The 24,098-nt window shown below is 73.9% G+C and carries 23 protein-coding genes and 1 pseudogene; 11 read left to right on the top strand and 13 right to left on the bottom strand.

Translation table 11 applies throughout. The annotated features are described in order from the left end of the window. Window positions 1–193: 193 nt before the first annotated feature. Genes ACZ8ZB_RS02925 through ACZ8ZB_RS02910 form a run of 4 tightly spaced genes read left to right on the top strand, consistent with a single transcriptional unit; the run spans window position 194 to window position 4,983 of the window. Window positions 194–751 carry a 2Fe-2S iron-sulfur cluster-binding protein gene (locus tag ACZ8ZB_RS02925; RefSeq protein WP_470736148.1) on the top strand — a complete coding sequence of 186 codons (558 nt, stop codon included), beginning with the start codon at window positions 194–196 and terminating at the stop codon, window positions 749–751. Further along, window positions 748–1,740 (top strand): FAD binding domain-containing protein, encoded by a 993-nt coding sequence (locus tag ACZ8ZB_RS02920; protein WP_470736147.1) that lies wholly within the window; start codon window positions 748–750, stop codon window positions 1,738–1,740. Before ACZ8ZB_RS02925 ends, ACZ8ZB_RS02920 begins: the two co-directional genes overlap by 4 nt. Then, on the top strand, window positions 1,737–3,854 hold the full coding sequence (locus ACZ8ZB_RS02915; RefSeq protein WP_470736146.1) for a xanthine dehydrogenase family protein molybdopterin-binding subunit: 2,118 nt from the start codon (window positions 1,737–1,739) through the stop codon (window positions 3,852–3,854). Before ACZ8ZB_RS02920 ends, ACZ8ZB_RS02915 begins: the two co-directional genes overlap by 4 nt. Next, window positions 3,847–4,983, top strand: a complete 1,137-nt coding sequence (locus ACZ8ZB_RS02910; protein WP_470736145.1) for an XdhC family protein — start codon at window positions 3,847–3,849, stop codon at window positions 4,981–4,983. Before ACZ8ZB_RS02915 ends, ACZ8ZB_RS02910 begins: the two co-directional genes overlap by 8 nt. 75 nt (window positions 4,984–5,058) lie before the next feature. Here ACZ8ZB_RS02910 and ACZ8ZB_RS02905 read toward each other — a convergent pair whose 3' ends face one another. Both ACZ8ZB_RS02905 and ACZ8ZB_RS02900 read right to left on the bottom strand, forming a co-directional pair. After that, the gene (locus ACZ8ZB_RS02905; RefSeq protein ID WP_470736144.1) at window positions 5,059–6,711 is read right to left on the bottom strand and encodes an IS1182 family transposase; all 1,653 of its coding nucleotides are present in this window, start codon (window positions 6,709–6,711) and stop codon (window positions 5,059–5,061) included. 175 nt (window positions 6,712–6,886) lie between these two features. Next, a complete protein-coding gene (locus ACZ8ZB_RS02900) occupies window positions 6,887–7,450 on the bottom strand; it encodes an NAD(P)H-dependent oxidoreductase (RefSeq protein WP_470736143.1) in 564 nt (187 codons plus the stop codon). A gap of 123 nt (window positions 7,451–7,573) precedes the next feature. On the opposite strand from ACZ8ZB_RS02900, the gene ACZ8ZB_RS02895 reads away from it, so the two are divergent. Together ACZ8ZB_RS02895 and ACZ8ZB_RS02890 are read left to right on the top strand one after the other, a co-directional pair. Beyond that, the gene (locus ACZ8ZB_RS02895; protein ID WP_470736142.1) at window positions 7,574–8,236 is read left to right on the top strand and encodes a TetR/AcrR family transcriptional regulator; all 663 of its coding nucleotides are present in this window, start codon (window positions 7,574–7,576) and stop codon (window positions 8,234–8,236) included. Window positions 8,237–8,297: 61 nt separating this feature from the next. Next, window positions 8,298–9,329, top strand: a complete 1,032-nt coding sequence (locus tag ACZ8ZB_RS02890; protein ID WP_470736141.1) for a LacI family DNA-binding transcriptional regulator — start codon at window positions 8,298–8,300, stop codon at window positions 9,327–9,329. Between the two features lie 161 nt (window positions 9,330–9,490). Here ACZ8ZB_RS02890 and trxA read toward each other — a convergent pair whose 3' ends face one another. Further along, window positions 9,491–9,880, bottom strand: coding sequence for a thioredoxin (gene trxA, locus ACZ8ZB_RS02885; protein WP_371236095.1), 390 nt, complete (start codon window positions 9,878–9,880; stop codon window positions 9,491–9,493). A gap of 118 nt (window positions 9,881–9,998) precedes the next feature. On the opposite strand from trxA, the gene ACZ8ZB_RS02880 reads away from it, so the two are divergent. Then, window positions 9,999–11,444 (top strand): dihydrolipoyl dehydrogenase family protein, encoded by a 1,446-nt coding sequence (locus ACZ8ZB_RS02880; protein WP_470736140.1) that lies wholly within the window; start codon window positions 9,999–10,001, stop codon window positions 11,442–11,444. A 232-nt stretch (window positions 11,445–11,676) separates the two neighbouring features. Here ACZ8ZB_RS02880 and ACZ8ZB_RS02875 read toward each other — a convergent pair whose 3' ends face one another. Next, window positions 11,677–12,321, bottom strand: coding sequence for a peptide deformylase (locus ACZ8ZB_RS02875; protein WP_470736139.1), 645 nt, complete (start codon window positions 12,319–12,321; stop codon window positions 11,677–11,679). Window positions 12,322–12,450: 129 nt separating this feature from the next. Here ACZ8ZB_RS02875 and ACZ8ZB_RS02870 point away from each other — a divergent pair, with 129 nt between their 5' ends. Next, window positions 12,451–13,860 (top strand): PepSY-associated TM helix domain-containing protein, encoded by a 1,410-nt coding sequence (locus ACZ8ZB_RS02870; RefSeq protein ID WP_470736138.1) that lies wholly within the window; start codon window positions 12,451–12,453, stop codon window positions 13,858–13,860. A 49-nt stretch (window positions 13,861–13,909) separates the two neighbouring features. On the opposite strand, the gene ACZ8ZB_RS02865 is transcribed toward ACZ8ZB_RS02870, so the two are convergent. From ACZ8ZB_RS02865 to ACZ8ZB_RS02850, 4 genes are all read right to left on the bottom strand, one after another. Continuing rightward, the gene (locus ACZ8ZB_RS02865) at window positions 13,910–14,257 is read right to left on the bottom strand and encodes a tetratricopeptide repeat protein (RefSeq protein WP_470736137.1); all 348 of its coding nucleotides are present in this window, start codon (window positions 14,255–14,257) and stop codon (window positions 13,910–13,912) included. 61 nt (window positions 14,258–14,318) lie between these two features. Further along, the gene (locus tag ACZ8ZB_RS02860) at window positions 14,319–14,981 is read right to left on the bottom strand and encodes a response regulator (RefSeq protein WP_470736136.1); all 663 of its coding nucleotides are present in this window, start codon (window positions 14,979–14,981) and stop codon (window positions 14,319–14,321) included. Beyond that, window positions 14,978–16,132 (bottom strand): sensor histidine kinase, encoded by a 1,155-nt coding sequence (locus tag ACZ8ZB_RS02855; RefSeq protein ID WP_470736135.1) that lies wholly within the window; start codon window positions 16,130–16,132, stop codon window positions 14,978–14,980. The genes ACZ8ZB_RS02860 and ACZ8ZB_RS02855 overlap by 4 nt, the downstream gene beginning before the upstream one ends. Next, complete coding sequence (locus ACZ8ZB_RS02850; protein WP_470736134.1) at window positions 16,129–16,965, bottom strand: lysostaphin resistance A-like protein; 837 nt, start codon at window positions 16,963–16,965, stop codon at window positions 16,129–16,131. The genes ACZ8ZB_RS02855 and ACZ8ZB_RS02850 overlap by 4 nt, the downstream gene beginning before the upstream one ends. A 251-nt stretch (window positions 16,966–17,216) precedes the next feature. On the opposite strand from ACZ8ZB_RS02850, the gene ACZ8ZB_RS02845 reads away from it, so the two are divergent. The 3 genes and pseudogenes from ACZ8ZB_RS02845 to ACZ8ZB_RS02835 form a co-directional block, all read left to right on the top strand. Beyond that, on the top strand, window positions 17,217–17,852 hold the full coding sequence (locus ACZ8ZB_RS02845) for a hypothetical protein (RefSeq protein WP_470736133.1): 636 nt from the start codon (window positions 17,217–17,219) through the stop codon (window positions 17,850–17,852). A gap of 154 nt (window positions 17,853–18,006) precedes the next feature. Beyond that, on the top strand, window positions 18,007–18,642 hold the full coding sequence (locus ACZ8ZB_RS02840; protein ID WP_470736132.1) for a sigma-70 family RNA polymerase sigma factor: 636 nt from the start codon (window positions 18,007–18,009) through the stop codon (window positions 18,640–18,642). Window positions 18,643–18,709: 67 nt separating this feature from the next. Further along, window positions 18,710–18,841 (top strand): annotated as a pseudogene (locus tag ACZ8ZB_RS02835) (pyridoxal-5'-phosphate-dependent protein); the annotation flags it as partial. Between the two features lie 111 nt (window positions 18,842–18,952). Here the strand turns inward: ACZ8ZB_RS02835 and ACZ8ZB_RS02830 are convergent. The 5 genes from ACZ8ZB_RS02830 to ACZ8ZB_RS02810 all read right to left on the bottom strand — a co-directional run bounded on the left by ACZ8ZB_RS02830 (window position 18,953) and on the right by ACZ8ZB_RS02810 (window position 24,044). After that, on the bottom strand, window positions 18,953–20,263 hold the full coding sequence (locus ACZ8ZB_RS02830; RefSeq protein ID WP_470736131.1) for an FtsX-like permease family protein: 1,311 nt from the start codon (window positions 20,261–20,263) through the stop codon (window positions 18,953–18,955). A 3-nt stretch (window positions 20,264–20,266) separates the two neighbouring features. Then, complete coding sequence (locus tag ACZ8ZB_RS02825; protein ID WP_470736130.1) at window positions 20,267–21,052, bottom strand: ABC transporter ATP-binding protein; 786 nt, start codon at window positions 21,050–21,052, stop codon at window positions 20,267–20,269. A gap of 123 nt (window positions 21,053–21,175) precedes the next feature. After that, window positions 21,176–21,817 (bottom strand): LutC/YkgG family protein, encoded by a 642-nt coding sequence (locus tag ACZ8ZB_RS02820; RefSeq protein WP_470736129.1) that lies wholly within the window; start codon window positions 21,815–21,817, stop codon window positions 21,176–21,178. Next, a complete protein-coding gene (locus tag ACZ8ZB_RS02815; RefSeq protein ID WP_470736128.1) occupies window positions 21,814–23,292 on the bottom strand; it encodes a LutB/LldF family L-lactate oxidation iron-sulfur protein in 1,479 nt (492 codons plus the stop codon). The genes ACZ8ZB_RS02820 and ACZ8ZB_RS02815 overlap by 4 nt, the downstream gene beginning before the upstream one ends. Next, the gene (locus ACZ8ZB_RS02810; protein ID WP_470736127.1) at window positions 23,289–24,044 is read right to left on the bottom strand and encodes a (Fe-S)-binding protein; all 756 of its coding nucleotides are present in this window, start codon (window positions 24,042–24,044) and stop codon (window positions 23,289–23,291) included. Before ACZ8ZB_RS02810 ends, ACZ8ZB_RS02815 begins: the two co-directional genes overlap by 4 nt. Window positions 24,045–24,098 lie beyond the last annotated feature (54 nt).

Raw genomic sequence — 24,098 nt, 5'->3', positions numbered from 1 at the left:
GGGTAACGGACAGCTGTCCGCTTCGGGTCCATCGTATCGGCGGACACGGACGGCGCGGGACGCCCGGTGACATGCCCCCGACGACCGGCGCCCCTCCCTCTTCCGCATGGTCCCGAACGCCCCCACGTTCCTCACGGCCCGCCCCCGAGTCATCGACCCGTCCGCCTTCCAGATCCCTGAAAGAAGGCTGCCCATGGCCCCCACGACGTCCAGCAGCGTCACCCTGAACATCAACGGCGAGAAGCACACCCTGTCCGTCGACCACCGCACCACCCTGCTCGACGCCCTGCGTGAGCGCCTCGACCTGACCGGCACCAAGAAGGGCTGCGACCAGGGGCAGTGCGGCGCCTGCACGGTCCTGGTCGACGGCCGTCGCACCGTGTCCTGCCTGCAACTGGCCGTCGCGTCCGACGGGCGCGAGATCACCACCGTGGAGGGCCTGGCCGAAGGGGACCGGCTGCACCCGGTGCAGCAGGCCTTCCTCGACCTGGACGGCTTCCAGTGCGGCTACTGCACCCCCGGCCAGATCTGTTCGGCCGTCGCCGTCATCGAGGAGCACGCGGCGGGCTGGCCCAGCGCCGTCACCGGGGACGTGCGCCCCGAAGCGGGACCGCCGCCCCTGACCCCCGAGGAGATCAGGGAACGCATGAGCGGCAACCTGTGCCGCTGCAGCGCGTACGTGCAGATCGTCGAGGCGGTCGCCCGCGCCGCCGCGGAGCACCGCGGCGCGGCCGAGGGGGCCGCGGCATGAGGGAGTTCGACTACCGGCGCGCCGACGACGTCCCCGGCGCGGTGGCGCTGCTCGACGCCGACCCCGACGCCCGCTACCTCGGCGGCGGCACCAACCTCGTCGACCTGATGAAGAGCGGTGTCGAGCGCCCGGCCCGCCTCGTCGACGTCCGCACCCTCCCGCTGGACCGGATCGAGCCGACCGACGACGGCGGGCTGCGCGTCGGCGCCACCGTCACCAACAGCGACCTCGCCGCACACCCCGGGATCCGCCGGAACTACCCCGCCCTCGCCCAGGCCGTGCTCGCCGGCGCCTCCGGGCAGTTGCGCAACATGGCCACCGTCGGCGGCAATCTGCTCCAGCGCACCCGCTGCGGCTACTTCACCGATGTGACCAAGCCCTGCAACAAGCGTGTCCCCGGCAGCGGTTGCCCCGCCGTCGAGGGCGAGCACCACAACCACGCCGTCCTGGGCGCCTCCGACCACTGCGTGGCCGTCCACCCCTCCGACATGGGGGTGGCGCTGACCGCGTTCGACGCGGTCGTCTCCTACGAGACCGCCGACGGGCCGGGACAGTCGCCGCTGACCGACTTCTACCTCCCGGTGGGCGACACCCCGCACCGGGAGACCGTCCTGCCGCCCGGGGCGCTCATCACCCACGTCACCCTGCCGCCCGCGCCGGCCGCCGCCCGCTCGCGCTACCGCAAGGTCCGCGGACGCGCCTCGTACGCCTTCGCGATCGGCTCGGTCGCCGCCGCCCTCGACGTCAGCGGGGGAGTCGTGCGCGAGTCGCGCCTCGCCTTCGGGGCCGTGGCGTCCCGGCCCTGGCGGGCCCGCGCCGCCGAACGCGTGCTGAACGGCGCCCCGGCCGCCGCGGAGTACTTCGCGGCGGCGGCGGACGCCGAGCTCGCGGCCGCCAGGCCGCTGTCCGACAACGGATACAAGGTGACCCTCATGCGCAACCTCGTGGTGGCCGTGCTGTCCGAACTGGCCGAGGAGGCCGCCCGATGACCACCGCCACGACGACAGGCGCCGTCGGCGCCGCGCACACCCGCGTCGAGGGCCGCGACAAGGTCACCGGAGCCGCCCGGTACGCCGGCGAGATCCCCTTCGCCGGCCTCGCCCACGGCTGGCTGGTGCTGTCCACCGTCGCCCGCGGCCGGATCCTGTCCGTGGAGACCGGGCCGGTGCTCGGCATGCCGGGCGTGCTCACCGTCCTGCACCACGGGAACGCCCCGCGCCTCGACACCGACTACATCGGCATGCTGGGTGTTCCGCCGGACCCGACGGCCGCGGTCTTCCAGAACGACCGGGTCCCGCACGCCGGCTGGCCCGTCGCGCTCGTCGTCGCCGAGACGTCGGAGCAGGCCCGGGAGGCCGCCGAGGCGCTCGTCGTCACCTACGAGCGGGAGCCGCACGACATCGGGCTCTTCGCCGGCCGTCCGGACGCCTACGCGGCGGACGGGCACATGCCCGCGGTGACGGAGAAGGGCGACCTGGAGGCCGAACTCGCCTCCTGCGCCCACGTGGTGGACGTGGAGTACACCACGCCCGAAGAGCACCACGCCATGATGGAGCCGCACGCGGCGACCGCCCTGTGGGACGGCGGCCGGCTCGAGGTCGTCGACTCCAACCAGGGCACCACCTGGGTCGCCGACGAGCTCGCGCGGATGTTCTCACTGGACGCGTCCGCGGTACGGGTGCGCTCCGAGCACATCGGCGGCGGCTTCGGCAGCAAGGGCCTGCGGGCGCACCAGGTGTCCGCGGTGATGGCCGCGACCGTCTTGCGGCGGCCGGTCCGCGTCGTCCTGACGAGGCGTCAGATGTTCTCGCTCACCGGCTACCGCAGCCCCACCGTCCAGCGGGTCCGGCTCGGCGCCGACCCCGACGGCCGGCTGCGCGCCCTCGAGCACCGTTCGCTGAACCAGACGTCGACGGTCTGGGAATTCGTCGAGCCGAGCGCCGGTGCGGCACGCGTGATGTACGACGCCGACGCCCACCGCACCTCGAACGAGGTCGTACGGCTGGACGTGCCGTCCCCGACGTGGATGCGCGGGCCGGGCGAGGCGCCCGGGTCGTTCGCGCTGGAGGCGGCGCTCGACGAACTGGCCGAGCGGTGCGGCATCGACCCGGTCGAGCTGCGGCTGCGCAACGATCCCGAGCGCGGCCCGGTCTCCGGACTGCCGTTCGCCGGCCGCAACCTCGCCGCCTGCTTCCGTGAGGGCGCCCGCCGTTTCGGCTGGGCCGGCCGCGACCCGCGCCCGGGGACGCGCCGCGAAGGGCGCTGGCTGCTGGGCACCGGCACGGCCGCCGCCTCCTTCCCCTCCGGCGCCCTTCCGTCGACGGCCGCGGTGACCGCGGAGGCGGACGGCACCTACACCGTGCGGATCGCCGCGGCCGACATCGGCACCGGGGCGCGTACGGCGCTCACCCTGGTGGCCGCCGACGCGCTCCGGGTGGCGCCCGACCGGGTCCGGGTGCGCATCGGCGACAGCGACTTCGGCCCGGCGGGGATCGCGGGCGGCTCCACGGGCACCCGCTCCTGGGCCTGGGCGGTCACGACCGCCGCCGAGGAACTGCGCGGCCGTCTCGTCCCCGCAGGCGCCGTGCCGCCGGAGGGAATCACCGTACGGTCCGACACCACCGCCGCCCTCGGCGCCCTCGCCCAGAAGGAACGGCACTCCTTCGGGGCGCAGTTCGCCGAGGTGGCCGTGGACGTCGCCACCGGCGAGGTGCGGGTGCGCCGGATGCTCGGCGTCTTCGCCGCGGGCCGCATCGTCAACCCGCTCACCGCGCGCGGTCAGCTGGTGGGCGGCATGATCTGGGGCATCTCGATGGCCCTGCACGAGGAGGCGGTCCGGGACCGCGCCTTCGGCAGTCTTTACGGCGCCGATCTGGCCGGCTACCACGTCGCCACCCACGCCGACGTGCCGAAGGTCGAGGCGGACTGGGTCGACGACCCGGACCCCGACGACCCCGTCGGCATCAAGGGCATCGGCGAGGTCGGCATCGTGGGCGCGGCGGCGGCCGTCGCCAACGCGGTCTGGCACGCGACCGGCGTACGCCACCGGAACCTGCCCATCCGTCCGGACCGGGTGCTGCGGGCGGGAGGAGCGGGTGTTTGACATCGCCGACGAGCTGCACCGCTGGCTGACCGAGGGCCGGGAGTTCGCCGTGGCCACGGTGGTGTCCGTGGGCGGCAGCGCGCCGCGCGGCCCCGGCGCCGCCCTCGCCGTCGACCGCGGGGGCACGGCGGTCGGCTCGGTGTCCGGCGGGTGCGTGGAGGGCGCGGTGTACGACCTGTGCGCCCAGGCGCTCGCGGACGGCGAGACCCGTGTCGAACGGTTCGGCCACAGCGACGAGGACGCCTTCGCCACCGGCCTGACCTGCGGCGGGGTCATCGACGTCATGGTGACCCCGATCGGCGTGCGGGCGCCCGCCCGGCCGGTGCTGGAGGCGGCGCTGTCGACCGTCCTCCGGGGCCGGCCGGGGGCGCTGGCCCGGGTCGTCGGGGGGCCGGCGGAACTCCTCGGCAATGCCCTGTTCGTCCATCCGGACGGGTCGTACGAGGGTGGTCTCGGCGGCGTTCCCGGGCTGGACCGGACGGCGGCCGGGGAGGCCGGGGCGCTGCTGGAGGCCGGCCGTGCCGGCACGGTCGCCGTGGGGGAGGACGGGACGCACTGCCCCGGTGGTCTCACCCTGTTCGTGGAGTCCTCGGTGCCGCCGCCCCGCATGATCGTCTTCGGGGCGGTCGATTTCGCGGCGGCGCTGGTGCGGGTGGGCAAGTTCCTCGGCTACCACGTCACGGTGTGCGACGCGCGGCCCGTGTTCGCGACCGGGGCCCGCTTCCCGGAGGCCGACGAGGTCGTGGCCGACTGGCCGCACCGCTATCTGCGGAGCACCGGGACCGACGCGCGCACGGTGCTGTGCGTCCTCACCCACGACGCGAAGTTCGACGTGCCGCTGCTGAAGGCGGCCCTGGGCCTGCCGGTGGCGTTCGTCGGCGCGATGGGTTCCCGGCGCACCCACGCCGACCGCGAGCGCCGTCTGCGCGAGGCGGGCGTGGGGGAGCGGGAGCTGGCCCGCCTCCGTTCCCCGATCGGCCTCGACCTCGGCGCCCGCACCCCCGAGGAGACGGCCCTGTCGATCGCGGCGGAGATCGTCGCCACCCGCCGGGGCGGCACGGGCGCCCCTCTGACGGGCTCGGACACCCCGATCCACCACGAGGACCGGAGCGCGTCGGCAGCCGCCTGAGTCCGTGCGGAGGGGGGCCGGAGCCGATGCGGACGCTGTTGGCTTAATCCCCGGCTCTGATGCTTCGCCCCGTCGTTATGCGGCGGGGCGAAGTGCTGTCAGGGGGCTGGTCCGGGTGCGGGCGCGGGGCTTGTCGCCGAGCCAGGCGTTGATGCGGATGAGGTTGATCGCGGCGCCGGTGAGTTGATGCTGGAGGCTGGTCTTGGCGAGCCCGCGGTAGCGGGATCTGCGCAGGCCGCAGGCTTGCACTCCCTGGGAGATGGTCCCTTCGACCCCGGCACGGACCTTGTAGCGGTCCTTCCACTCGTCGGTCGTCTGGAGCTGCCGTGCCTGGTGGAGGGCTTCGTATTCGTGGCGGGGCCGCAGGGTGATCTCCCGGCGCTGGGCTTTCGGCGAGCTGACACAGTCCCGGAGCCTGGGGCAGGTGCGGCAGTCGGCCGGTGAGAAGCGGACCCGGATCACGGGCAGCTGTTCTTCCGAGCGGCGGTGGTGCCACTGGGTGCTGGTGATCCCGTTCGGGCAGGTCACGTGCTGGTTGTCCCAGTCGATGGTGAAGGCGTCCTGTCCGTAGGTGCTCTCACCACGGGCTTGGGCGACGGTCACCGGCCGCAGCGGCCCATGCAGGGCGACACCGTGGTCGATGCGGGCGGCGGCCAGGGCGCTGGAGTTGGCATACCCGGCGTCGACCCAGTGTTCGCCCGGGAGCAGGCCCCGTGCAGCGAGGCCGGTGTGGACGACGGAGGCCATCCGGTCGTCGGGGACGGTGGCGACAGTGGTGGTCACGTTCGTCACCAGGTGCACCGTGTCGGCTTCGCACGTCTCGGTGAGGTGGACCTTGTAGCCGTCCCACATCGTGTCGCGTTTGACGCTGCCGCGTGCCTGGACGTCATACGGGGTGACCAGGCGTTTCGCCCCCGGCGGGCGGTCTTTTGGGTCCCGCCGTTCCACCTCGCTTCCCACCAGATGGAACTGCTGGACCCACATCTGCCGCAAGACCTCCACCTGCGGCAGCACCCGCAGTGCGGCAGGCGCGTCGTCCGTCCAGATCATGCGCAGCAGGCGCATCCCGTCCGCTCCGATCCGGCGCCCGACCTCGACCCGCTTGGTGCGGGCTCTGGGGAAGCGGGAGTCCTCGATCCGGGTCGCGTAGTGCGTGAACCATTCCGGTAGGGCACGGGCGCTGAGCCAGTCCGGCTCCGCTTGGGCCACCGCGTTCAGTGCCGTCCGCAAGGTCTCGCCGACCATCTCCAGCCAGTTCAGTTCACGCGCTGAGGAGAGCACATGTGTGGAGTCCGTCCGCGCCTTTCCGCCGGCTGTGACCAGCCCCCGTTTCTTGGCCGCGACCAGGATCGCGTCCAGGACACACCGTCCGGCATCCTCGCCGACCAGACGGTCCCTGAACTCCGAGAGCACTGAGAAGTCGAACCCGGGATCGGTCAGCTCCAGCCCCAGCGCGAACTTCCAGTCGATCCGGGCCCGCACCGCCTCAGCGGCCTGCCGGTCGGTCAGCCCTTCGACGAACTGCAGCACCAGCACCATCGCCAGACGTCCCGGCGACCAAGCAGGCTTCCCCCGTACCGCGAACAGACCCGCGAACTGCTCGTCCGTGAACAGCGCACCCAGCTCATCACGGACCCGGATCGCCAGGCTCCCCCTGGGGAAGGCCGCGCGCGCCACCCGCACGGTCTCCAGCGGAACTTCCCACGCCTCCTGCGGCTGCATCGACACCGACACCCTCCCCAAACACCAACGTCGGCCCTCAAGACCACAACCGGGTCTTGAAGGCCGACGTCACGCCGGAAACCGGATTAGCCAACAGCGTCCGATGCGGCTCCGGCCCCCCTCGCCGTACGTGTCCGGCCGGGGCCAAAGGCGGTGCTCCGGCCTTTCGCGGCGGGGCGGGTCAGGCGGCCGCAGGCTCGTCGACGAGGGCGTGGAGGCGGGTGATGACCTCGGTCAGCTGGCCGACGACCTCGCTGTCGTCGGCCGGGTGGGTCTCGGCGAAGCGGGTCACCGAACCGGGGATCGAGAGCTTGATGTCCTCGATCACCTTGCCGCCGGCGATGCCGACGGCCTTGCGGGCCTCGTCCTGCGCCCAGACGCCGCCGTACTGGCCGAAGGCGGTGCCGATCACGACGACCGGCTTGCCGCCGATGGCGCCGGCGCCGAAGGGGCGGGACAGCCAGTCGATGGCGTTCTTCAGGACGGCGGGGATCGTGCCGTTGTACTCGGGCGTGAAGAGCAGCAGGGCGTCGGCGCCCGCGGCGGCCTCGCGCAGCGCGGCGGCGGCGGCCGGAACGCCGCCCTCGACGTCGATGTCCTCGTTGTAGAAGGGGATCTCCGCGAGCCCTTCGTAGAGCGCCACCTCGGCGCCCGCGGGAGCGAGCTTGACCGCGGCCTCGGCGAGCTGGCGGTTGTGCGAGCCGGCGCGGAGGCTGCCGACCAGGGCGAGGATGCGAACAGACATGGGGGAACTCCAAAGGGGATGCCGAAGTAGTGCCGGAATAATCCGGACCGAGGTCCGTTTCTCTGTTGTAGCATCCCAACCGGACCGCGGTCCAGTTTCTTCCCGATGCTTTACGCTGGCTTCATGTCCGCCGCGCCACCGCCCGCCCCGGTACCCCAGGAGCCCGTGCAGCCGCAGGAGTTGCTGCAACTCGGCACCGGCCTCGACGAGCCCTGCCTGCGCGCCGACGCCGCGCGCAACCGGGCCCGCCTGCTGGAGGCCGCAGCGCTGCTCGTGGCCGAGCGCGGGGCCGACAGCATCACCATGGAGGAGGTCGCGGCGGCGGCCCGCGTGGGCAAGGGGACGGTCTTCCGCCGCTTCGGTGACCGCACCGGTCTGCTCACCGCCCTCCTCGACCACTCCGAGAAGAAGTTCCAGGCCGCCTTCCTCAGCGGACCCCCGCCGCTCGGGCCGGGCGCGCCCCCGGCCGAGCGGCTGCGCGCCTTCGGCCTCGCGATGCTCCGCCGCACGGCCGAGGAGCTGGAACTGCAGCTGGCGGCCGAGCCGGGAGCGGGCCGCCGCTTCACCAGTCCGCCCCGCCGCGTGCTGCGCCACCACGTGACCCTGCTGCTGCGCGAGACGGTCCCTGACGCGGACTGCGAAGTCCTCGCCCACACGCTGATGGCCCAGCTCGATCCCGCCCTGATCCATCATCTGATACGGCAGTGCGGCATGCCGCCGGAGCGGCTGGAGTCCGCGTGGCTGGACCTGGTCGACCGGGTGACGGGCTCGGCTCCCGCCTGCTGACGGGGTATCAACTCCCCCGGATGACCAGCCGGTTGCGGCTTCTGCGAGGATGCCGTACGTCATGGTGCAGATAACGAACACGTCCGCGTCCCCCGCACCGACGCGCTCCGTACCCACGAGCGCCGATGTGGCCCGCCTGGCCGGCGTCTCTCGCGCGACCGTCTCCTACGTCCTGAACAACGCCGGTGCCGTCCGGATCAGCGAACCCACCCGGCGCCGGGTCCGCGAGGCCGCGAAGGAACTCGGGTACGTGCCGCACGCGGCGGCCCGCAGCCTGCGCGCCGGGCACAGCCGCACGGTCCTGATGCCGGCGCCCGCCTTCCCCGTCGGGCCGCTCTACAGCCGGTTCATCAACGATCTCCTGTCCTGCCTCGCCCGCCTCGACTACACGGTCGTGCAGTACGGCACCGTCGGCCCGCACGACGACGAGGCCGCCCGCGCCTGGGCCGAGCTGAGGCCCGTGGCGGTCCTGGTGCCCGGCTCCGGGCTCGGCCCGCGCGGTGTCGAGGTGCTCAAGCGCTCCGGGGCGCGGGCCGTCGTCACCCTCGGCCCCGAGCCCGTCGAGGGCGCGCACGCCCTGCTCCTGGACCACGACGTCGTCGGGCACAGCGCCGGCGCCCACCTCTTCGACCGGGGCCGCCGCCGGATCGGCGTGGTCGTTCCCGGGGAGCCCGGCCTGGAGGCGTTCTCCGCGCCCCGCCTGGCCGGGGTGCGAGCCGCCCTGCGCGGCACCGGCGCCACGGTCACCGAGCTGCCGCTCGCGCACGACGAGGGCGCCGCCGCCCGGCTGGCCGCCCGCTGGCGCGAGCTCGGCCTGGACGCCGTGTTCACCTACAACGACGAGTACGCGATGCTGCTGATGCGCGCGCTCCAGGACGAGGGCGTCCGCATCCCGGAGGAGACGGCGGTGCTGGGCGCCGACGACCTGATGCTGGGCCGGCTGCTGCGGCCCCGGCTGAGCACCGTCCACCTCGAACTGCCGGCCGGCCGCGAGCTGGCCGAACTGGTCGACCGTGCGGTGCGCGACCCGGCCGCGGCGCCCGAGGCCCACAAGGTGCTGGGGGCCTCGGTGATACGACGCGAGTCGAGCTGACCTTCGGGTGCGGGCCCGTCATGGCTGATCGCGCGGTTCCCCACACCCCTGAAGGGGGCGGGGAACCGCGCGAGGGGGTCCGGGGCGCGGTCCCGGGGACGGGACGGGAAGGGGCGGCGGGGGCGACCCCACCCCACCTCAGCCCCCGCGCCGCGGCCGTCTCAGGCGTCCGGCGTCTCGCCCTGCTGCGCCTGCTGTTCGGCGATCTGCTTGCGGACGTCGTCCATGTCCAGCTCGCGGGCCTGCCCGATGACGTCCGTCAGAGCGGCCTCGGGCAGCGCACCCGGCTGGGCGAACACGGCGACCTGGTCGCGCACGATCATCAGCGTCGGGATCGACTGGATGCCGAAGGCCGCGGCCAGCTCCGGCTGCGCCTCGGTGTCCACCTTGCCGAACACCAGGTCGGGGTTCTCCTCCGCCGCCTTCTCGTACACCGGCGCGAACTGGCGGCACGGACCGCACCAGGCCGCCCAGAAGTCGATCAGTACGAACTCGTTGTCCGTGACCGTCCGGTCGAAGTTCTCCTTGGTGAGCTCCACGGTGCTGCTCATCGCGCGTTCCCTCTTCCTGGGGTCGGGTCGGGCCGTCGGCACAACACGGCCGGCCGGTCACGTATTCCGCGCCCCTACCCATGTGGCCCCGGGGCACACCACCCACCAGACTGGCGCCATGACGGAAACGCAATCGACGCAACCGGAATCGACCGCCTACGACGTCGTGGTGCTCGGCGCCGGGCCCGTGGGGGAGAACGTCGCCGACCGCACCCGTGCCGCCGGACTGACCACCGCGGTCGTGGAGAGCGAGCTGGTCGGCGGCGAGTGCTCCTACTGGGCGTGCATGCCCAGCAAGGCCCTGCTGCGTCCGGTCGTGGCCCGGGCCGACGCCCTCCGCGTCCCCGGCCTGAGCCGGTCCGTCCAGGGGCCCCTGGACACCGCGGCCGTACTCGCCCGCCGGAACTCCTTCACCTCCGACTGGAAGGACGACGGCCAGGTCCGGTGGCTGGAGGGCACCGGAGCCGACCTGTACCGCGGTCAGGGCCGGCTCACCGGTCCGCGGACCGTCACCGTCACCGGCGCCGACGGCGGCCGGCGGGTCCTCACCGCCCGGCACGCCGTCGCCGTCTGCACCGGCAGCCGCGCCCGGCTGCCCGACCTGCCCGGACTCGACGGGGTGCGGCCCTGGACCAGCCGCGAGGCCACCGGAGCGCAGTCCGTGCCCGGCCGGCTGGTCGTGGTCGGCGGCGGGGTCGTCGCCACCGAGATGGCCTGCGCCTGGCAGGCTCTCGGCTCGCGGGTCACCGTTCTCGTCCGCGGCGAGAGCCTGCTGAACCGCATGGAGCCGTTCGCCGGCGAGATGGTCGCCGAGGCGCTCACCGAGGCCGGCGCACAGATCCGCACCGGTACCTCCGTGAAGTCGGTGACCAGGGAGGACGGCACCGTCCTGGTCACCACCGACGGCGGTGACCGGATCGAGGCCGACGAGATCCTCTTCGCCACCGGACGCGCCCCGCGCACCGACGACATCGGCCTGGAGACGGTCGGTCTGGAGCCCGGCTCCTGGCTCGCCGTGGACGACAGCCTCCGCGTCACCGGCCACGACTGGCTGTACGCCGTCGGCGACGTCAACCACCGGGCCCTCCTCACCCACCAGGGCAAGTACCAGGCCCGGATCGCGGGCGCCGCCATCGTCGCCCGGGCCGCCGGGGAGCCCGTGCGGGCGGAGGACTGGGGCGCGCACGCCGCCACCGCCGACCACGCCGCCGTCCCCCAGGTCGTCTTCACCGACCCGGAGGCGGCCTCCGTCGGCCTCTCCCTGGCCGAGGCGGAACGGGCGGGCCACCGGGTCCGCGCCGTCGACGTCGACCTGGCCTCGGTCGCGGGCGCCGGTCTGTACGCCGACGGCTACAAGGGCCGGGCCCGCATGGTCGTCGACCTCGAGGAGGAGATCCTGCGCGGCCTCACCCTCGTCGGCCCCGGCGTCGGCGAACTCATCCACTCCGCGACCGTCGCCGTGGCCGCCCGGGTTCCGGTCGCCCGCCTGTGGCACGCGGTCCCGTCCTACCCGACGATCAGCGAGATCTGGCTACGCCTTCTGGAGGCGTACCGGGACGCCTGAGCTCCCTCCGGAGCCCGTCCGGCGTTCGAGGACGAGGCCCGTTCAGGGCCGAAGGGAGGTCCGGGCGCAGCCCCGGGGGCGGGACGGCAAGGGGCGGCGGGGGCGGACCACCCCCGGGGAACGACGGCCGGCGGCCCGGTTCGGCGGTGGACGACGGTCAAGGCGTCCGGCGCCGGACGCCTTGACCGTCGTCCGGCCGCCTCCGCCCGCCGGACGAGGGACCGGGGCGAGGTCACGGCAGCTCGAAGCCCAGTTCCCGGGCCGCCCGCTCCGGTGCCGGCTGCGACCAGCGCTCCGCCACGGCCTGGTGGGACGACAGCGAGCGCGGCTCGGCCCGGTCGAGGTACAGCGTGCCGTCGAGGTGGTCCGTCTCGTGCTGCACGATCCGCGCGGGCCAGCCGCCGAACACCTCGTCCAGCGCCCGCCCGTGCTCGTCCTGCCCGGTCAGCCGCACCTCGACGGGCCGCGCCACCACCGCCTGGTACCCCGGCACGCTCAGGCATCCCTCGAAGAAACCGGCCCGCCGGGCCCCGACCGGCTCGTACGCCGGATTGACCAGCACCCGGAACGGCTGCGGCACCCGTCCGCGCGCCAGGCGCACCTCCTCCGGGACCGGCGCCGGATCCTCGATCACCGCGATCCGCAGCCCCACCCCGACCTGCGGCGCGGCCAGCCCGACACCCGGCGCCGCGCGCATGGTGACCCGCAGCGCCGCCACGAACCGGGCCAGCAGAGCGGGCCCCAACTGCCCGTCGTACGGCTCGGCGCCGCGGCGCAGCACCGGGTCACCGGCCGTGACGAGGGTCAACGGACCTTTCACGGCGAGCAGTTGCTCGACCCGCTCGGCCAAGGGCGCGCGATCGTCCGGAGTTCCCATCCCGCCAGCATCGCACGCCCGTCATATGTGGCGCAGGTCACAGGTGATGTCCGGGAACCGGGCGCCCCGCCGTCCCGACTACTGCACCACCACCCCGCCCGCCAAGACGTCCCCGGGAGAACCCCACCGATGACCACCGCCCCCTCGACCGCCCCGGACGAGGCAACGAAACCCCCCGCCTCCGCCCCCGCGAAGAGCGCCTGGGCCGGCCTGCGCCCCCTCGTCCTGCGCCTGCACTTCTACGCGGGGGTCCTGGTCGCGCCGTTCCTCCTCGTCGCCGCCCTCACCGGCCTGCTGTACGCCGCGTCCTTCCAGGCCGAGAAGATCGTCTACGACCACGAGCTGACCGTCCCCGTCGGCGACCGCAAGCTGCCCGTCTCCGAGCAGGTGGCCGCCGCCCGCGAGGCCCACCCCGAGGGGGCCGTCTCCGCCGTGCGCCCCTCGCCCGGGGCGGACGCCACCACGAGGGTGATGCTGTCCGGCGTACCGGGCGTGGACCCCGATCACACCCTGGCCGTGTTCGTCGACCCGTACACCGCGAAGGTGCGCGGCGCACTGGAACAGTACGGTTCCACCGGCGCGCTGCCCCTGCGCACCTGGATCGACGAGTTCCACCGCGATCTGCACCTGGGCGAACCGGGCCGTCTCTACAGCGAGTTCGCCGCCAGCTGGCTGTGGGTGATCGCGGGCGGGGGACTGGTGCTGTGGTTCTCCCGGCGCCGCGCCCTGCGCAAGCTGCGCGGCACCGGTGGACGGCGCCGCACCCTGGCCCTGCACGGCGGCGTGGGCGTATGGGCCGCGGCCGGCTTCGTCTTCCTCTCGGCTACCGGCCTGACCTGGTCCACCTACGCCGGCGCGAACATCGGCGAACTGCGCGCCTCCCTCGGCCAGGAGACCCCCTCGGTGTCGGCCGAGGCGGCCGGTGAGCACGCGGGCCACGACGCGGCCGGCGGCGCGTCGGGCGACGCGGCGCACGGTGCCGGCCTGGACAAGGTGCTCTCGGCGGCACGGGCCGAGGGTCTGGGCGACCCGGTGGAGATCGTGCCGCCGGCCGACGAGAAGTCCGCGTACGTCGTACGGCAGATCCAGCGCAGCTGGCCCGAGAAACAGGACTCGGTCGCCGTCGACCCCGCCTCCGGCGAGGTCACCGACGTCCTGCGCTTCGACGACTACCCGGTCCTCGCGAAACTCACCCGCTGGGGCATCGACCTGCACACCGGCAACCTGTTCGGCCTGGTGAACCAGATCGCCCTGATGGCCCTGGCCCTCACCCTGATCCTGCTGATCCTGTGGGGTTACCGCATGTGGTGGCAGCGGGGCCGCGGCTCCGCCTTCGGCCGGCCGGTCCCGCGCGGGGCCTGGCAGCAGGTGCCGCCGTACGTGCTCGTCCCCCTGCTGGCGGCGATCGCCGTCCTGGGCTACTTCGTCCCGCTGCTCGGCATCCCCCTGGCGGCGTTCCTCGTCGTCGACGTCGTGCTCGGGGAGGTGGCCCACCGCCGGGGACGGCGGACGTACGCGGGCGACCCGGCGGCGCGATGACGCGCGGCGCCCGGTTCCCCGCCGCGGGGAACCGGGCGCCGGCCCGTCCTCACTTCTCGTCGAAGGAGCCGCCCAGCGCGGCGGCGATCCGCAGGTGCGGCCGGGCCTCGTCGTCCCGACCCTGCCGCTGGAGGGTGCGCCCGAGCATCAGCCGGGCGTAGTGCTCCACCGGGTCGCGTTCCACGATGACCCTCAACTCCTCCTCCGCGCGCCGCAGTTGCGCCGAGTGGTAGTAGGAGCGCGCCAGCAGCAGCCGTGGCCCGGTCTGCTCCGGCACCTCCTCGACCAGCCCGCCGAGGACGCGCGCGGCGGCGGCGTAGTCCTTGGCGTCGAAGAACATCCCGGCGCGCTCCCAGCGTTCGGCCGGCGTTCCGTGGTCGTAGTACGTGGTGTCCACTTCTGACCTCCTCCGAGGCCGACAACGGACCCGGCCGCCGCGGTATTCCGCCCCCTCGCGGTCAGGCCGTCAGGCCCTGGCGGTAGGCGTAGATGACCGCCTGGACGCGGTCGCGCAGGCCGAGTTTGGTGAGGATGCGGGAGACGAAGGTCTTCACGGTCTCCTGGCTGATCAGCAGGGCCGCGGCGATCTCGCGGTTGGTCAGGCCGTCCGCGATGAGGCGGAGGACCTCCAGTTCGCGGGGGGTCAGGGGGAGGTCCCGCGGCGCCCTCTCCTCGGCGGGGCGGATCCGGGCGGCGTACCGCCCCACGAGCTGCCGCGTCACCTCGGGGTCGAGCAGCGCCGCGCCGTTGGCCACCGTCCGGATCCCGTGGAGCAGCCGGTCCGGCGGCGCGTCCTTGAGCAGGAACCCGCTCGCCCCCGCGCGCAGCGCCTCGTAGACGTACTCGTCCAGGTTGAACGTCGTCACCACGAGCACCTTCACCGGATGCGGCGACCCCGGACCGGCCAGCAGACGGGTGGCCTCGATGCCGTCGAGCACCGGCATGCGCACGTCCATCACCACGACGTCCGGACGGAGCCGGCCGGCGAGGTCGACGGCGGCCTGCCCGTCGCCGCACTCGCCGGCCACCTCCAGGTCGGGCTGGGCGTCGATGATGGTCACCAGGCCGGTGCGGACCAGCATCTGGTCGTCGCAGACCAGGACCCGGATCGGTGCGGTCATGCGGTGCTCCCCGACGGTATGCGGGCCCGTACGACGAAGCCGCCGCCCGCCTCCGGGCCCGCGCTGAAGTCGCCGCCCAGGACGTCGACCCGCTCCCGCAGGCCCGCCAGGCCCCGGCCGCTCCCGCCGGGGGAGGCCACCGGTGTGCCGGAACCGTCGGTGCCGACCTCCACGGTGATCTGCCGTTCGCCGTGCCGCACCCGGACCCTGGTGGCGCCGCCGTGGGCGTACTTGAGGGCGTTCGTCAGGGCCTCCTGCACGATCCGGTAGGCGACGAGGTCGGCGCTGCCGGTCGACGGCGCCGGCGTGCCCTCCTCGGTGAACTCCACCGGCTGCCCTGCCCGGCGGGTCTGCTCCACGAGGGTGAGGAGCCGGCCGACGGTCGGTGTCCTGGCGCCGGGGCCGTGGTCGGGGTTGAGCAGGTCGAGCAGGTGCCGCAGATCGGTGATGGCCCGTCGGCCGGTGTCGGTGACGGCGGTCAGTGTCCGGTCCAGCCGGTCGGGCGCGGCGGTCAGATAGCGGGCCGCCTCGGCCTGCACGACCATCGCCGTCACATGATGGGTCACGACGTCGTGCAACTCGCGGGCGATCCGGGCGCGTTCGGCGGCCCGGGAGTCCTCGGCGACGCGGTGCCGACGCTCGGCCTCCGCGACCCGGGTGGAGCGCAGCCACGCCCCGATGCCCCAGGCGAGGCAGATCGCCAGGTAGAACGTCACGAACTCGCTCACCGGCTCGCCCGGCCCGAGCCGGTGGAACGCGACCGTCAGCGCCACGTAGGCGACGGTGCACAGGGCCATGGCGGTGCGCCGGTACCGCTCCAGGTACGCCCCGGCGCTCAGCAGCGCGAGGGGCAGCGCGGCGCCCGCGGGGGAGTGGTAGCCGCGGAGCTGGTCGAGGGCGAACCCGGCCGCCACCAGGGCGAGGCAGACGGCCGGCCACCGCCGGCGCACGGCGAGCGGAAGGGCCTGGAGGGCCACCGCCACGAGGGCGAGCCTGTCGAAGGGCCTCTCGGGCACGCCGCCGACGAGCGTCCCGTGGTTCTGGAAGGCCGGCAGCAGCGACAGGGCGAGGACGAGCAGCCCGAGCAGGAGGTCCCTGACGGTGACGTCCAGTCGGCGCCACAGTTCCCGGAGCCGGTGAGGGGCGATCACCGGGACAGTCTAGCGGTGGCGTCGGCCCGGTCGGCGCGCCGGCGGCGGGGCACCAGACGGCCGCGCCGGTGGGCCAGCCACAGGAACACGATCGTCAGCAGCACACCGAACAGCACCGAGTACACGCTTCCCTCCGGCCCGAAGTCGCCGCCGCTGATCCACTCGTTGCCCGACGTGCTGGCGTCCAGCAGCCCCTGCTCGGTGTCGTTGCCCGAGACCACCGTGCTGAAGATGCCGCCCGCGGCGAAGTTCCAGCCGAAGTGCACGCCGATCGGCACCCACAGGTTGCGGGTGGCGACGTACGCGGCGGCGAGCATGCCGCCGGCCTCGATCGCGATGGCGAAGGCGCCCCACACCGTGGCGTCCGGGTTGGGCAGGTGCGCCAGGCCGAACAGCAGCGCGGTCAGCGCCAGCGCGATCCAGGTGCCCAGGTACTCCTCGACGATCCGGAACAGCACCCCGCGGAACAGCAGTTCCTCCGTGACGGCGGCGGCGGCCATGAAGCCGAACAGCCCGACGGCGCCGCTCGGCGAACCCAGGCCGTGCACCTCGTAGTTCCCGGAGGTGAAGAGGTTCGTGATCACCATGCCGAACATCACGACGCCGATCAGCGTCCCCCGGCCGAGCGCCGGAGTGGCACCGCCCGGGTCCAGCTCCGTGACCGGCCGGCGCTCGGTCCGCCCCACCACCCACCGGTAGACCAGCACCGCGAGCACGGTGGTCAGCGCTCCGATGACGAGCGTGAGCCACGGGCTGTCCCGCACCGCGTTCACGCTCTGTCCGCCTATGGCGGAGATCGCCACCACGGCCAGGATCTGCCAGACCACTCTCATCGAGGACTCCTTCGTCGGATCCGCGGCCGAGCGCCGCGTGTCGCAATGGACGCTACGGATCCGGTGGCCGGAAAACGTCACCGCACGGTGGACACTTGCCCGTAGCTCGCTCGGGGGACAGGACGCGTCCGGAGGCCGACTCCCGTGCGGGCGAAGGGTGTTCAGGATCACATTCCGGGGAATGAGTCGTGGGTGCGGGAGAAGCCGTATCCACGGGCGGCCGGTCGGCCCGGATACGACGACGAGGGGCCATGACTGCTGGACGGGGTGCTCGCACGGGGCGGGCCGCGGTGTTCGCGGTCGTCTGCGTCGTGCTCGCCGCCCTGGGGCACGTCATGATGTCCGGCGACCACGTCCCCCTCCGGACGCTGGCGGCCGGCTGGGCCGTGACCGGCGCCCTGGGCTGGGGCCTCGCGGGGCGCGAGCGCGGACTGCCGCTGATCACCGCCGTCGCCGTCGCCGCCCAGACGGTTCTGCACTCGGCCTTCTCCCTGACGGCCCCCGCCGGCGCCGGTCCCACGGGCACGGGCGCGATGCCGCACGGCACGCACTCCGTGCCCGTGCCCACCCCGACGGGCGCGGACGCGCAGGGGCACATGGCGTCCTCCGGCCACTCCTCGGCCGGCATGCTCGCCGCCCACCTGTCGGCCGCGCTGCTGTGCGGTCTGTGGCTCGGGTACGGCGAGCGGGCGGTGTTCCGGGTGCTGCGGGCCGTCGGCGGATGGCTGGCCGCCCCGGTGCGGCCGCTGTTCCTCGCGCCCGTGCCGCCGCGCAGACCGTCCCTCCGCGTCCGCCGGCGCCGCCGCTCGCGCCGCGTGCCGCGTCTCCTCCTCCTCGTCCACGCGATCACCTCACGCGGTCCGCCCGCCGGGGTCGCTGCCGTCTGACGGCAGCCGGTGACACCCCGGGCCGCCCCCGTGCGCCCCGGGCCCCGGTCGTGTGCCCGTACGCCCCCGCGCGTCGTACCGCCCGCGGCCGTACCCCCCCGCCGACCGGTCCGCGCACGCCCGCGGTTCCCGGTTCCTCCGCGAAGGACCTCAGGTGATCACTTCCACCCTGCCCACTTCCCCCGGGAGACCCACCGACGACGCGGCGACCGCCTGGGCGCTGGCCGCGCGCGGCGGTGACTCCGACGCCGTCGACCGCTTCGTCCGCGCCCTGCACCGTGACGTCATCCGCTACGTCGCCCACCTGTGCGCCGACCCGCAGGCGGTGGACGACCTGGCCCAGGACACGTTCCTGCGGGCACTCGGCAGTCTGCACCGGTTCGAGGGCCGCTCATCGGCCCGCACCTGGCTGCTGGCCATCGCCCGCCGCGCGGTGGCCGACAGCCACCGGTACACGGCCGTACGGCCCCGGACGGCCGATGTGCCCGACTGGCAGCTGACCGTGGAACGGGCGCAGCCGCGCGGGCTGCCCGGATTCGACGACGGGATCGTGCTGCTCGATCTGCTGGACCGGCTGCCGGAGGAGCGGCGCGAGGCGTTCGTCCTCACCCAGCTGCTCGGACTGCCGTACACCGAGGCGGCGGCCCTCGGCGACTGCCCGGTCGGCACGGTCCGCTCCCGCGTCGCCCGCGCGCGGACGGCCCTCGCCGCCCTCGTCACCGAGGCGGAGGAGGCGAGCACGGCCGTACGGGGACCGGTTCCGGACCGAGCACCCGGAGAGGGGGCGTAGGGCCCGGGGAGGCGGGTGAAGCGGGCGGGAGGCGTGCTCATGACGGCCGCACAGGACCGGGACGCGGAGCGGCGCCACCCCGCCCGCCGCACTGCTCACCGGCCGCGCGGGCCCGCTCCCGCCCCGCGTCGGCCTGATCCTGTCCGGCGGCGACATCGGCGCCGGCCGCTTCGCCCGGCTCTGCGGTCCGGACGACTGACGCACCGGCCTCACCCGAAGGGCGGCCCCGAGCGGACGGACGACGGACCGGCGGGGCCCGGCCCCCGCCGGCGCCGTACGGGACGCCCGGAGACCGGACCGGGCCGTCCTGTCACGCGGCCGGCGCGACCGCCCGCACCGCCGGCGTGCGCAGCACCCGCCGGGTCGTGACCAGACTCGTCCCGAGCGTCGCCGCTGCGCCGACCGACGCCACCGCGGCCCAGACGCCGAACAGCTGATCCGGCAGCACCGCGTCACCGCGGACCACGGTGAACGGCACGATCCCGGCCAGCGCCGCCAGTGTGCCGAGCAGCAGCCCGACGATCGTGAGGACCAGTCCTTCGGCCCCCACCACGCCCAGCACCTGTCCGGGCGTCGCCCCGGCGAGACGCTGGCGGCCGAACTCCCCGCTCCGGTAGGTCGTCGCCGCGTACAGCGAGTTGACCAGCATCACGCAGACGAAGACCACGACGATGCCCACCACCGTGAAGTTCAGCGTCTCCAGGTTCTTGGCGTCGACCGACTTCACCAGGCCCGACGCCTCGACGGCGTCGCTCTCCACCGCCTGCATGGTCAGCGTCGCCGTGGACACCGCCGTGAACAGGATCAGCGACATCAGGATCCCGGCGAGTTCCCCGGCCCGCCGCCGGAGGTTCCGCACGGCCAGCCACCCGCTCGCCCCGCCCGGCGACAGCCGGTCCAGCACGCCCTTCAGCAGCCGCGGCGCCATCAGCGCCAGCCCCACCGACAGCAGGATCGCCCCCTGCGCGGGCGGCGCCATCAGCGCGCTGTCCGTCGCCGATAAGGCGAACGTGGAGCACACCGCCACCGCACCGGCCGCCAGCGCCCCGTAGGCGAGGAACGACCGCGCCCTGCCGTGCCGCCTCCGCCCCCGCGTCACCCGGCGCACCGCGAGGAAGGCCGCGCCCGCCGACGCGAGCAGCGTGATGCCGACGCCGGACACCAGTGCGATGACCCCGAAGGAGTGGTCCACGGACCCGGCGACCTGCCCGCTGTCCTGGAACACGTCCAGGAGCAGCCGCCCGGCCGGCACCGCCGGGCCGATCGCCAGTGCCGCGCCCGCCAGGGCCACGACCGCCGCCTCACCCACGACCATCCGCTTGATCTGCGCCGGGGTGGCTCCCGAGCAGCGCAGCAGTTCCAGCTCGGCCGTCCGCTGCCGCACGTTCACCGTCAGCGTCGAGGCGACGGCGAAGAACACCAGCAGCGTGCCGTATGCGCCGACCACCCCGGCCGCCGTTTCCAGGGTCCCGGAGCTCACCGCGTCCACGCCCGGCCGGCCGGCCGTGTCGTGCATCGAGTGGAACGTCATGATGATCGCCGCGCCCAGGAAGGCGGACAGCAGCGTCGCGAGGAACCGTCCGGGGCGTCGCCGGATCGACCGCAGGGCCAGTGCGAACACGGCTCACACCCCCGCCGTCATGTCGTCGCCCAGGTGTGCCAGCCGCTCGGCCACCGCGTCCGCCGTCGGCGCGTCCATCCGGCCGGCGAGACGGCCGTCCGCGAGGAACAGCACGCTGTCGGCGCAGGAGGCGGCGACCGGGTCGTGCGTCACCATCACCACGGTCCGCCCGTGCGCCCGCACCGCCTGCCGGAGCAGCGCCAGCACCTGCCGCGCGCTGCGCGTGTCCAGGGCGCCGGTCGGCTCGTCCGCGAAGATCACCCGGGGCTCGGTGACCAGTGCCCGCGCGATGGCGGCCCGCTGCCGCTGCCCGCCGGACAACTGGTCGGGACGGTGCCCGAGCCGGTCGCCCAGACCGACGGCGGTCAGAATCTCCCGGGCCCGCTTCCGGTCCACGCGCCTGCCGGCCAGCTTCAGCGGCAGCACCGTGTTCTGCGCGACGGTCAGCGTCTCCAGCAGGTTGTACTGCTGGAACACGAACCCGATCCGTCCGCGCCGGAACTTCGTCAGCTCCGTCTCGCTGCCGCCCGTCAGCTCGGTCCCGTCGACCCGCACGATCCCGCCGTCCGGCCGGTCCAGACCCGCCGCACACTGCAGCAGCGTCGACTTGCCCGAGCCGGACGGCCCCATCACGGCGGTGAACGTGCCCCTCGCCAGGCCGAACGTCACCCCGTCCAGGGCGGTCACCGCGCCGGCCGCCGTACCGTACGACTTGCTGACCTTGACCAGGCGCAGTGCCTCGGGGGAGGGCCCCGGGTCGTGGTCGTGTCGTGCCCCGTTGCGCAACATCGTCGTCTCCTCCGTCCGGCACGTCCTGTGCCATGCCGACGACGCTACGGAGGAGACGACCGCGCCGCATTGGGCGCAGAACCCGTATCGGGGGGTGTGGTCAGGGACACCCCGGAAGGGGGCTCACCCGACCAGCACGACCTCCAGCGTGCGCGGGCCGTGCACGCCCTCCACCCGGTCGAGTTCGATGTCGCTGGTCGCCGACGGGCCGGAGATCCAGGTGAGCGGACGGGCCGGGTCGAGGCGCTCGAGGGCCTGCGGGACGGAGGAGACGACCTGGTCCGGGACGCGGACCACGCAGATGTGGTGGTCGGGGACGAGGGTGATCCGGCGCCGGCCCTGGTCGGGGGAGCCGTCCAGCACGATCGTGCCCGTCTCGGCGACGGCGACCGCGCAGGCGGTGACCACGCTGTCGACCCGGTCCAGTTCGTGCGGGGTGCTCTCCGCCCGGTCCGCCACCCGCGTCGCCTCCGACCCGGCGAGCCACTCCTCGTCCAGGCCGGGCGGCACGAGCACCGACGACGCGCCGCGCGCCGCGAGCAGCCCGGCGATCACCCCGGCCAGCCCGGCCGCGTCCGTGCGGTGCACGATCGCCCGGTAGTCGGCCAGGTTCTCCGCGAGGAGGTCCACCGTCTCCTGGACGGTGCGCTCACCGTGCTCGCGCAGGTAGCCGCGGGCGACCGCCCGTTCGTACGGGGCGTCGTCCCCGGGCACGTCGGCCAGGGCGCGCCGCACCCGGCCCAGGATCCGTTCCCTGCTGCTCACTTCGCCGCTCCCTTCCCGCTCCGCGTACGCTGCCACCAGTCCCGGAACGGCTCCGCCGGCACCGGCGGCAGATCCCGGGTGCCGCTCCACGCCCGGCCGGGCCCCGGCAGGGTGCGCGGATGGAGGCGGCGGGTGCGCGAGGCGAGGCGCTGGCCGGTGCGCAGGGCCCCGGGGCGGGCGAACGCCCAGCGGGCGGCGCGCATCGCGGCGCGCTCGGCGGCGTGCCCCTTGGCCGGCTTGAGCACCACCTTGTTGCCGCCCCGGACCACCTCCCCGCCCTGGGCCACCCGCTCCCGCAGGTGCACCAGCACCTCGGGGATGTCGATGGCGACCGGGCACACCTCGTAACAGGCCCCGCACAGGGAGGAGGCGTACGGCAGGGAGGCGTCGATCCCGCTCCCGGTGCCCCGCAGTTGGGGGCTGAGGATGGCGCCGATCGGCCCCGGATAGACCGAGCCGTAGGCATGGCCGCCGGCCCGCTCGTACACCGGGCACACGTTCAGGCAGGCCGAGCAGCGGATGCAGCGCAGCGCCTGCCGGCCCACCTCGTCGGCGAGGGTGTCGGTGCGGCCGTTGTCCAGCAGGACCAGGTGGAAGCTGCGCGGCCCGTCCTCGTCGGTGGTGCCGGTCCAGGTGCTCGTGTACGGGTTCATCCGCTCGGCGGTCGAGGAGCGGGGCAGGGTCTGCAGGAACACCTCCAGGTCCTGCCAGGTCGGCACGATCTTCTCGATGCCGACGACCGAGATCAGCGTCTCGGGCAGGGTCAGGCACATCCGCCCGTTGCCCTCGGACTCCACCACCACCAGCGTGCCGGTCTCGGCGACCATGAAGTTGGCGCCGGAGACGCCGACCTTGGCGCGCAGGAACTTCTCCCGCAGGTGCAGCCGCGCCGCCTCGGCGAGTTCGGCGGGCGTGTCCGTCAGCCCCTCGGGGGCGGGACGGCCCCACTCGCCCATCTCGCGGGCGAAGATCTCCCGGATTTCCCCGCGGTTGCGGTGGATCGCGGGCACCAGGATGTGCGAGGGCCGGTCCTTGCCCAACTGCACGATCAGCTCGGCCAGATCGGTCTCGTAGGCGGCGATGCCCTCCGCCTCCAGGGCCTCGTTGAGCCCGATCTCCTGCGTGGCCATCGACTTGACCTTGACGACCTCCGACTCACCGGTCGCCTTCACCAGTTCGGTGACGATCCGGTTGGCCTCGTCGGCGTCGACGGCCCAGTGCACGGTGCCGCCCGCCGCAGTCACCGACTCCTCCAGCTGTTCGAGGTAGCGGTCGAGGTGACGGAGCGTGTGGTCCTTGATCCGCTTGCCGGCCTCGCGCAGCTCGGCCCAGTCGGATACCTCGGCGACCGCGGCGGCGCGCTTGGCGCGGATGGTGTGCGTGGCGTGCCGCAGATTGCCCCGCAGCGTCGCGTTGCCGACCGCCTCGTGGGCGGCCCTGGGAAACGCCGGCATTCCGACGAACGTCCCGCTCATACGGTCGGCTCCTCCTCGGTGCTCGCCAGGATCTCCGCGATGTGCACCGGCCGCATGCCGGTCCGCAGCCTGGTCATCGTTCCGCCGATGTGCATCAGACAGGAGTTGTCCGCCGCGCACAGCACCTCGGCGCCCGTCGACTCGGCGTTGCGCACCTTGTCGGCGCCCATCGCCGCCGAGACGTCGGAGTTCTTCAGGGCGAAGGTGCCGCCGAAGCCGCAGCACTCCTCGGCGCCCGGCAGCTCGACCAGCTCCAGCCCCTTCACCGCCCGCAGCAGACGCAGCGGCCGCTCACCGAGACCGAGACCGCGCAGTCCGTGACAGGTAGGGTGGTAGGTCACCTTGTGCGGGTAGTACGCCCCGACGTCCGTCACCCCCAGCACGTCCACCAGGAACTCCGTGAGTTCGTACGTCTTCGGTACCACCGGCGCCAGCGTCGCCGCGAGGGTGTCCCCGAGGCCCTCCGCCCTGGCCCGCTCGCCCATCCGCGGATACAGCTCCCGCACCATCGCCCCGCACGACCCGGACGGCGTCACGATCGCCTCGTAGTCCTTGAAAACGTCGGAGAAATGCCGGGCGAGCGGCTCGGCCTCGTGCCGGTAGCCCGTGTTGTAGTGCGCCTGGCCGCAACAGGTCTGTGCCATCGGGAAGTCGACGTCGACGCCCAGCCTGGTCAGGAGTTTCACCACGGCGCGGCCGGTGTCCGGATAGAGCGTGTCGTTGACACAGGTCAGGAACAGTGCGACACGCATCGCGGCTCCTAGTGAATCGATCATCGGGTGAATGCAGGGTAGTGGGGGAGCGGG

The organism is Streptomyces sp. 12E (genome assembly GCF_055633275.1).
Note: the sequence above shows the minus strand (reverse complement) of the source record. Positions and strands in the feature narration are given on the sequence as shown.

Bases quoted from the DNA above. Each gene is read 5' to 3' on its own strand.
- ACZ8ZB_RS02925 (WP_470736148.1), top strand. From the start codon at position 194: ATGGCCCCCACGACGTCCAGCAGCGTCACCCTGAACATCAACGGCGAG.
- ACZ8ZB_RS02920 (WP_470736147.1), top strand. From the start codon at position 748: ATGAGGGAGTTCGACTACCGGCGCGCCGACGACGTCCCCGGCGCGGTG.
- ACZ8ZB_RS02915 (WP_470736146.1), top strand. From the start codon at position 1,737: ATGACCACCGCCACGACGACAGGCGCCGTCGGCGCCGCGCACACCCGC.
- ACZ8ZB_RS02900 (WP_470736143.1), bottom strand. From the start codon at position 7,450: ATGTCTGTTCGCATCCTCGCCCTGGTCGGCAGCCTCCGCGCCGGCTCG.
- ACZ8ZB_RS02895 (WP_470736142.1), top strand. From the start codon at position 7,574: ATGTCCGCCGCGCCACCGCCCGCCCCGGTACCCCAGGAGCCCGTGCAG.
- ACZ8ZB_RS02890 (WP_470736141.1), top strand. From the start codon at position 8,298: ATGGTGCAGATAACGAACACGTCCGCGTCCCCCGCACCGACGCGCTCC.
- trxA (WP_371236095.1), bottom strand. From the start codon at position 9,880: ATGAGCAGCACCGTGGAGCTCACCAAGGAGAACTTCGACCGGACGGTC.
- ACZ8ZB_RS02880 (WP_470736140.1), top strand. From the start codon at position 9,999: ATGACGGAAACGCAATCGACGCAACCGGAATCGACCGCCTACGACGTC.
- ACZ8ZB_RS02875 (WP_470736139.1), bottom strand. From the start codon at position 12,321: ATGGGAACTCCGGACGATCGCGCGCCCTTGGCCGAGCGGGTCGAGCAA.
- ACZ8ZB_RS02870 (WP_470736138.1), top strand. From the start codon at position 12,451: ATGACCACCGCCCCCTCGACCGCCCCGGACGAGGCAACGAAACCCCCC.
- ACZ8ZB_RS02860 (WP_470736136.1), bottom strand. From the start codon at position 14,981: ATGACCGCACCGATCCGGGTCCTGGTCTGCGACGACCAGATGCTGGTC.
- ACZ8ZB_RS02850 (WP_470736134.1), bottom strand. From the start codon at position 16,965: ATGAGAGTGGTCTGGCAGATCCTGGCCGTGGTGGCGATCTCCGCCATA.
- ACZ8ZB_RS02845 (WP_470736133.1), top strand. From the start codon at position 17,217: ATGACTGCTGGACGGGGTGCTCGCACGGGGCGGGCCGCGGTGTTCGCG.
- ACZ8ZB_RS02825 (WP_470736130.1), bottom strand. From the start codon at position 21,052: ATGTTGCGCAACGGGGCACGACACGACCACGACCCGGGGCCCTCCCCC.
- ACZ8ZB_RS02815 (WP_470736128.1), bottom strand. From the start codon at position 23,292: ATGAGCGGGACGTTCGTCGGAATGCCGGCGTTTCCCAGGGCCGCCCAC.
- ACZ8ZB_RS02810 (WP_470736127.1), bottom strand. From the start codon at position 24,044: ATGCGTGTCGCACTGTTCCTGACCTGTGTCAACGACACGCTCTATCCG.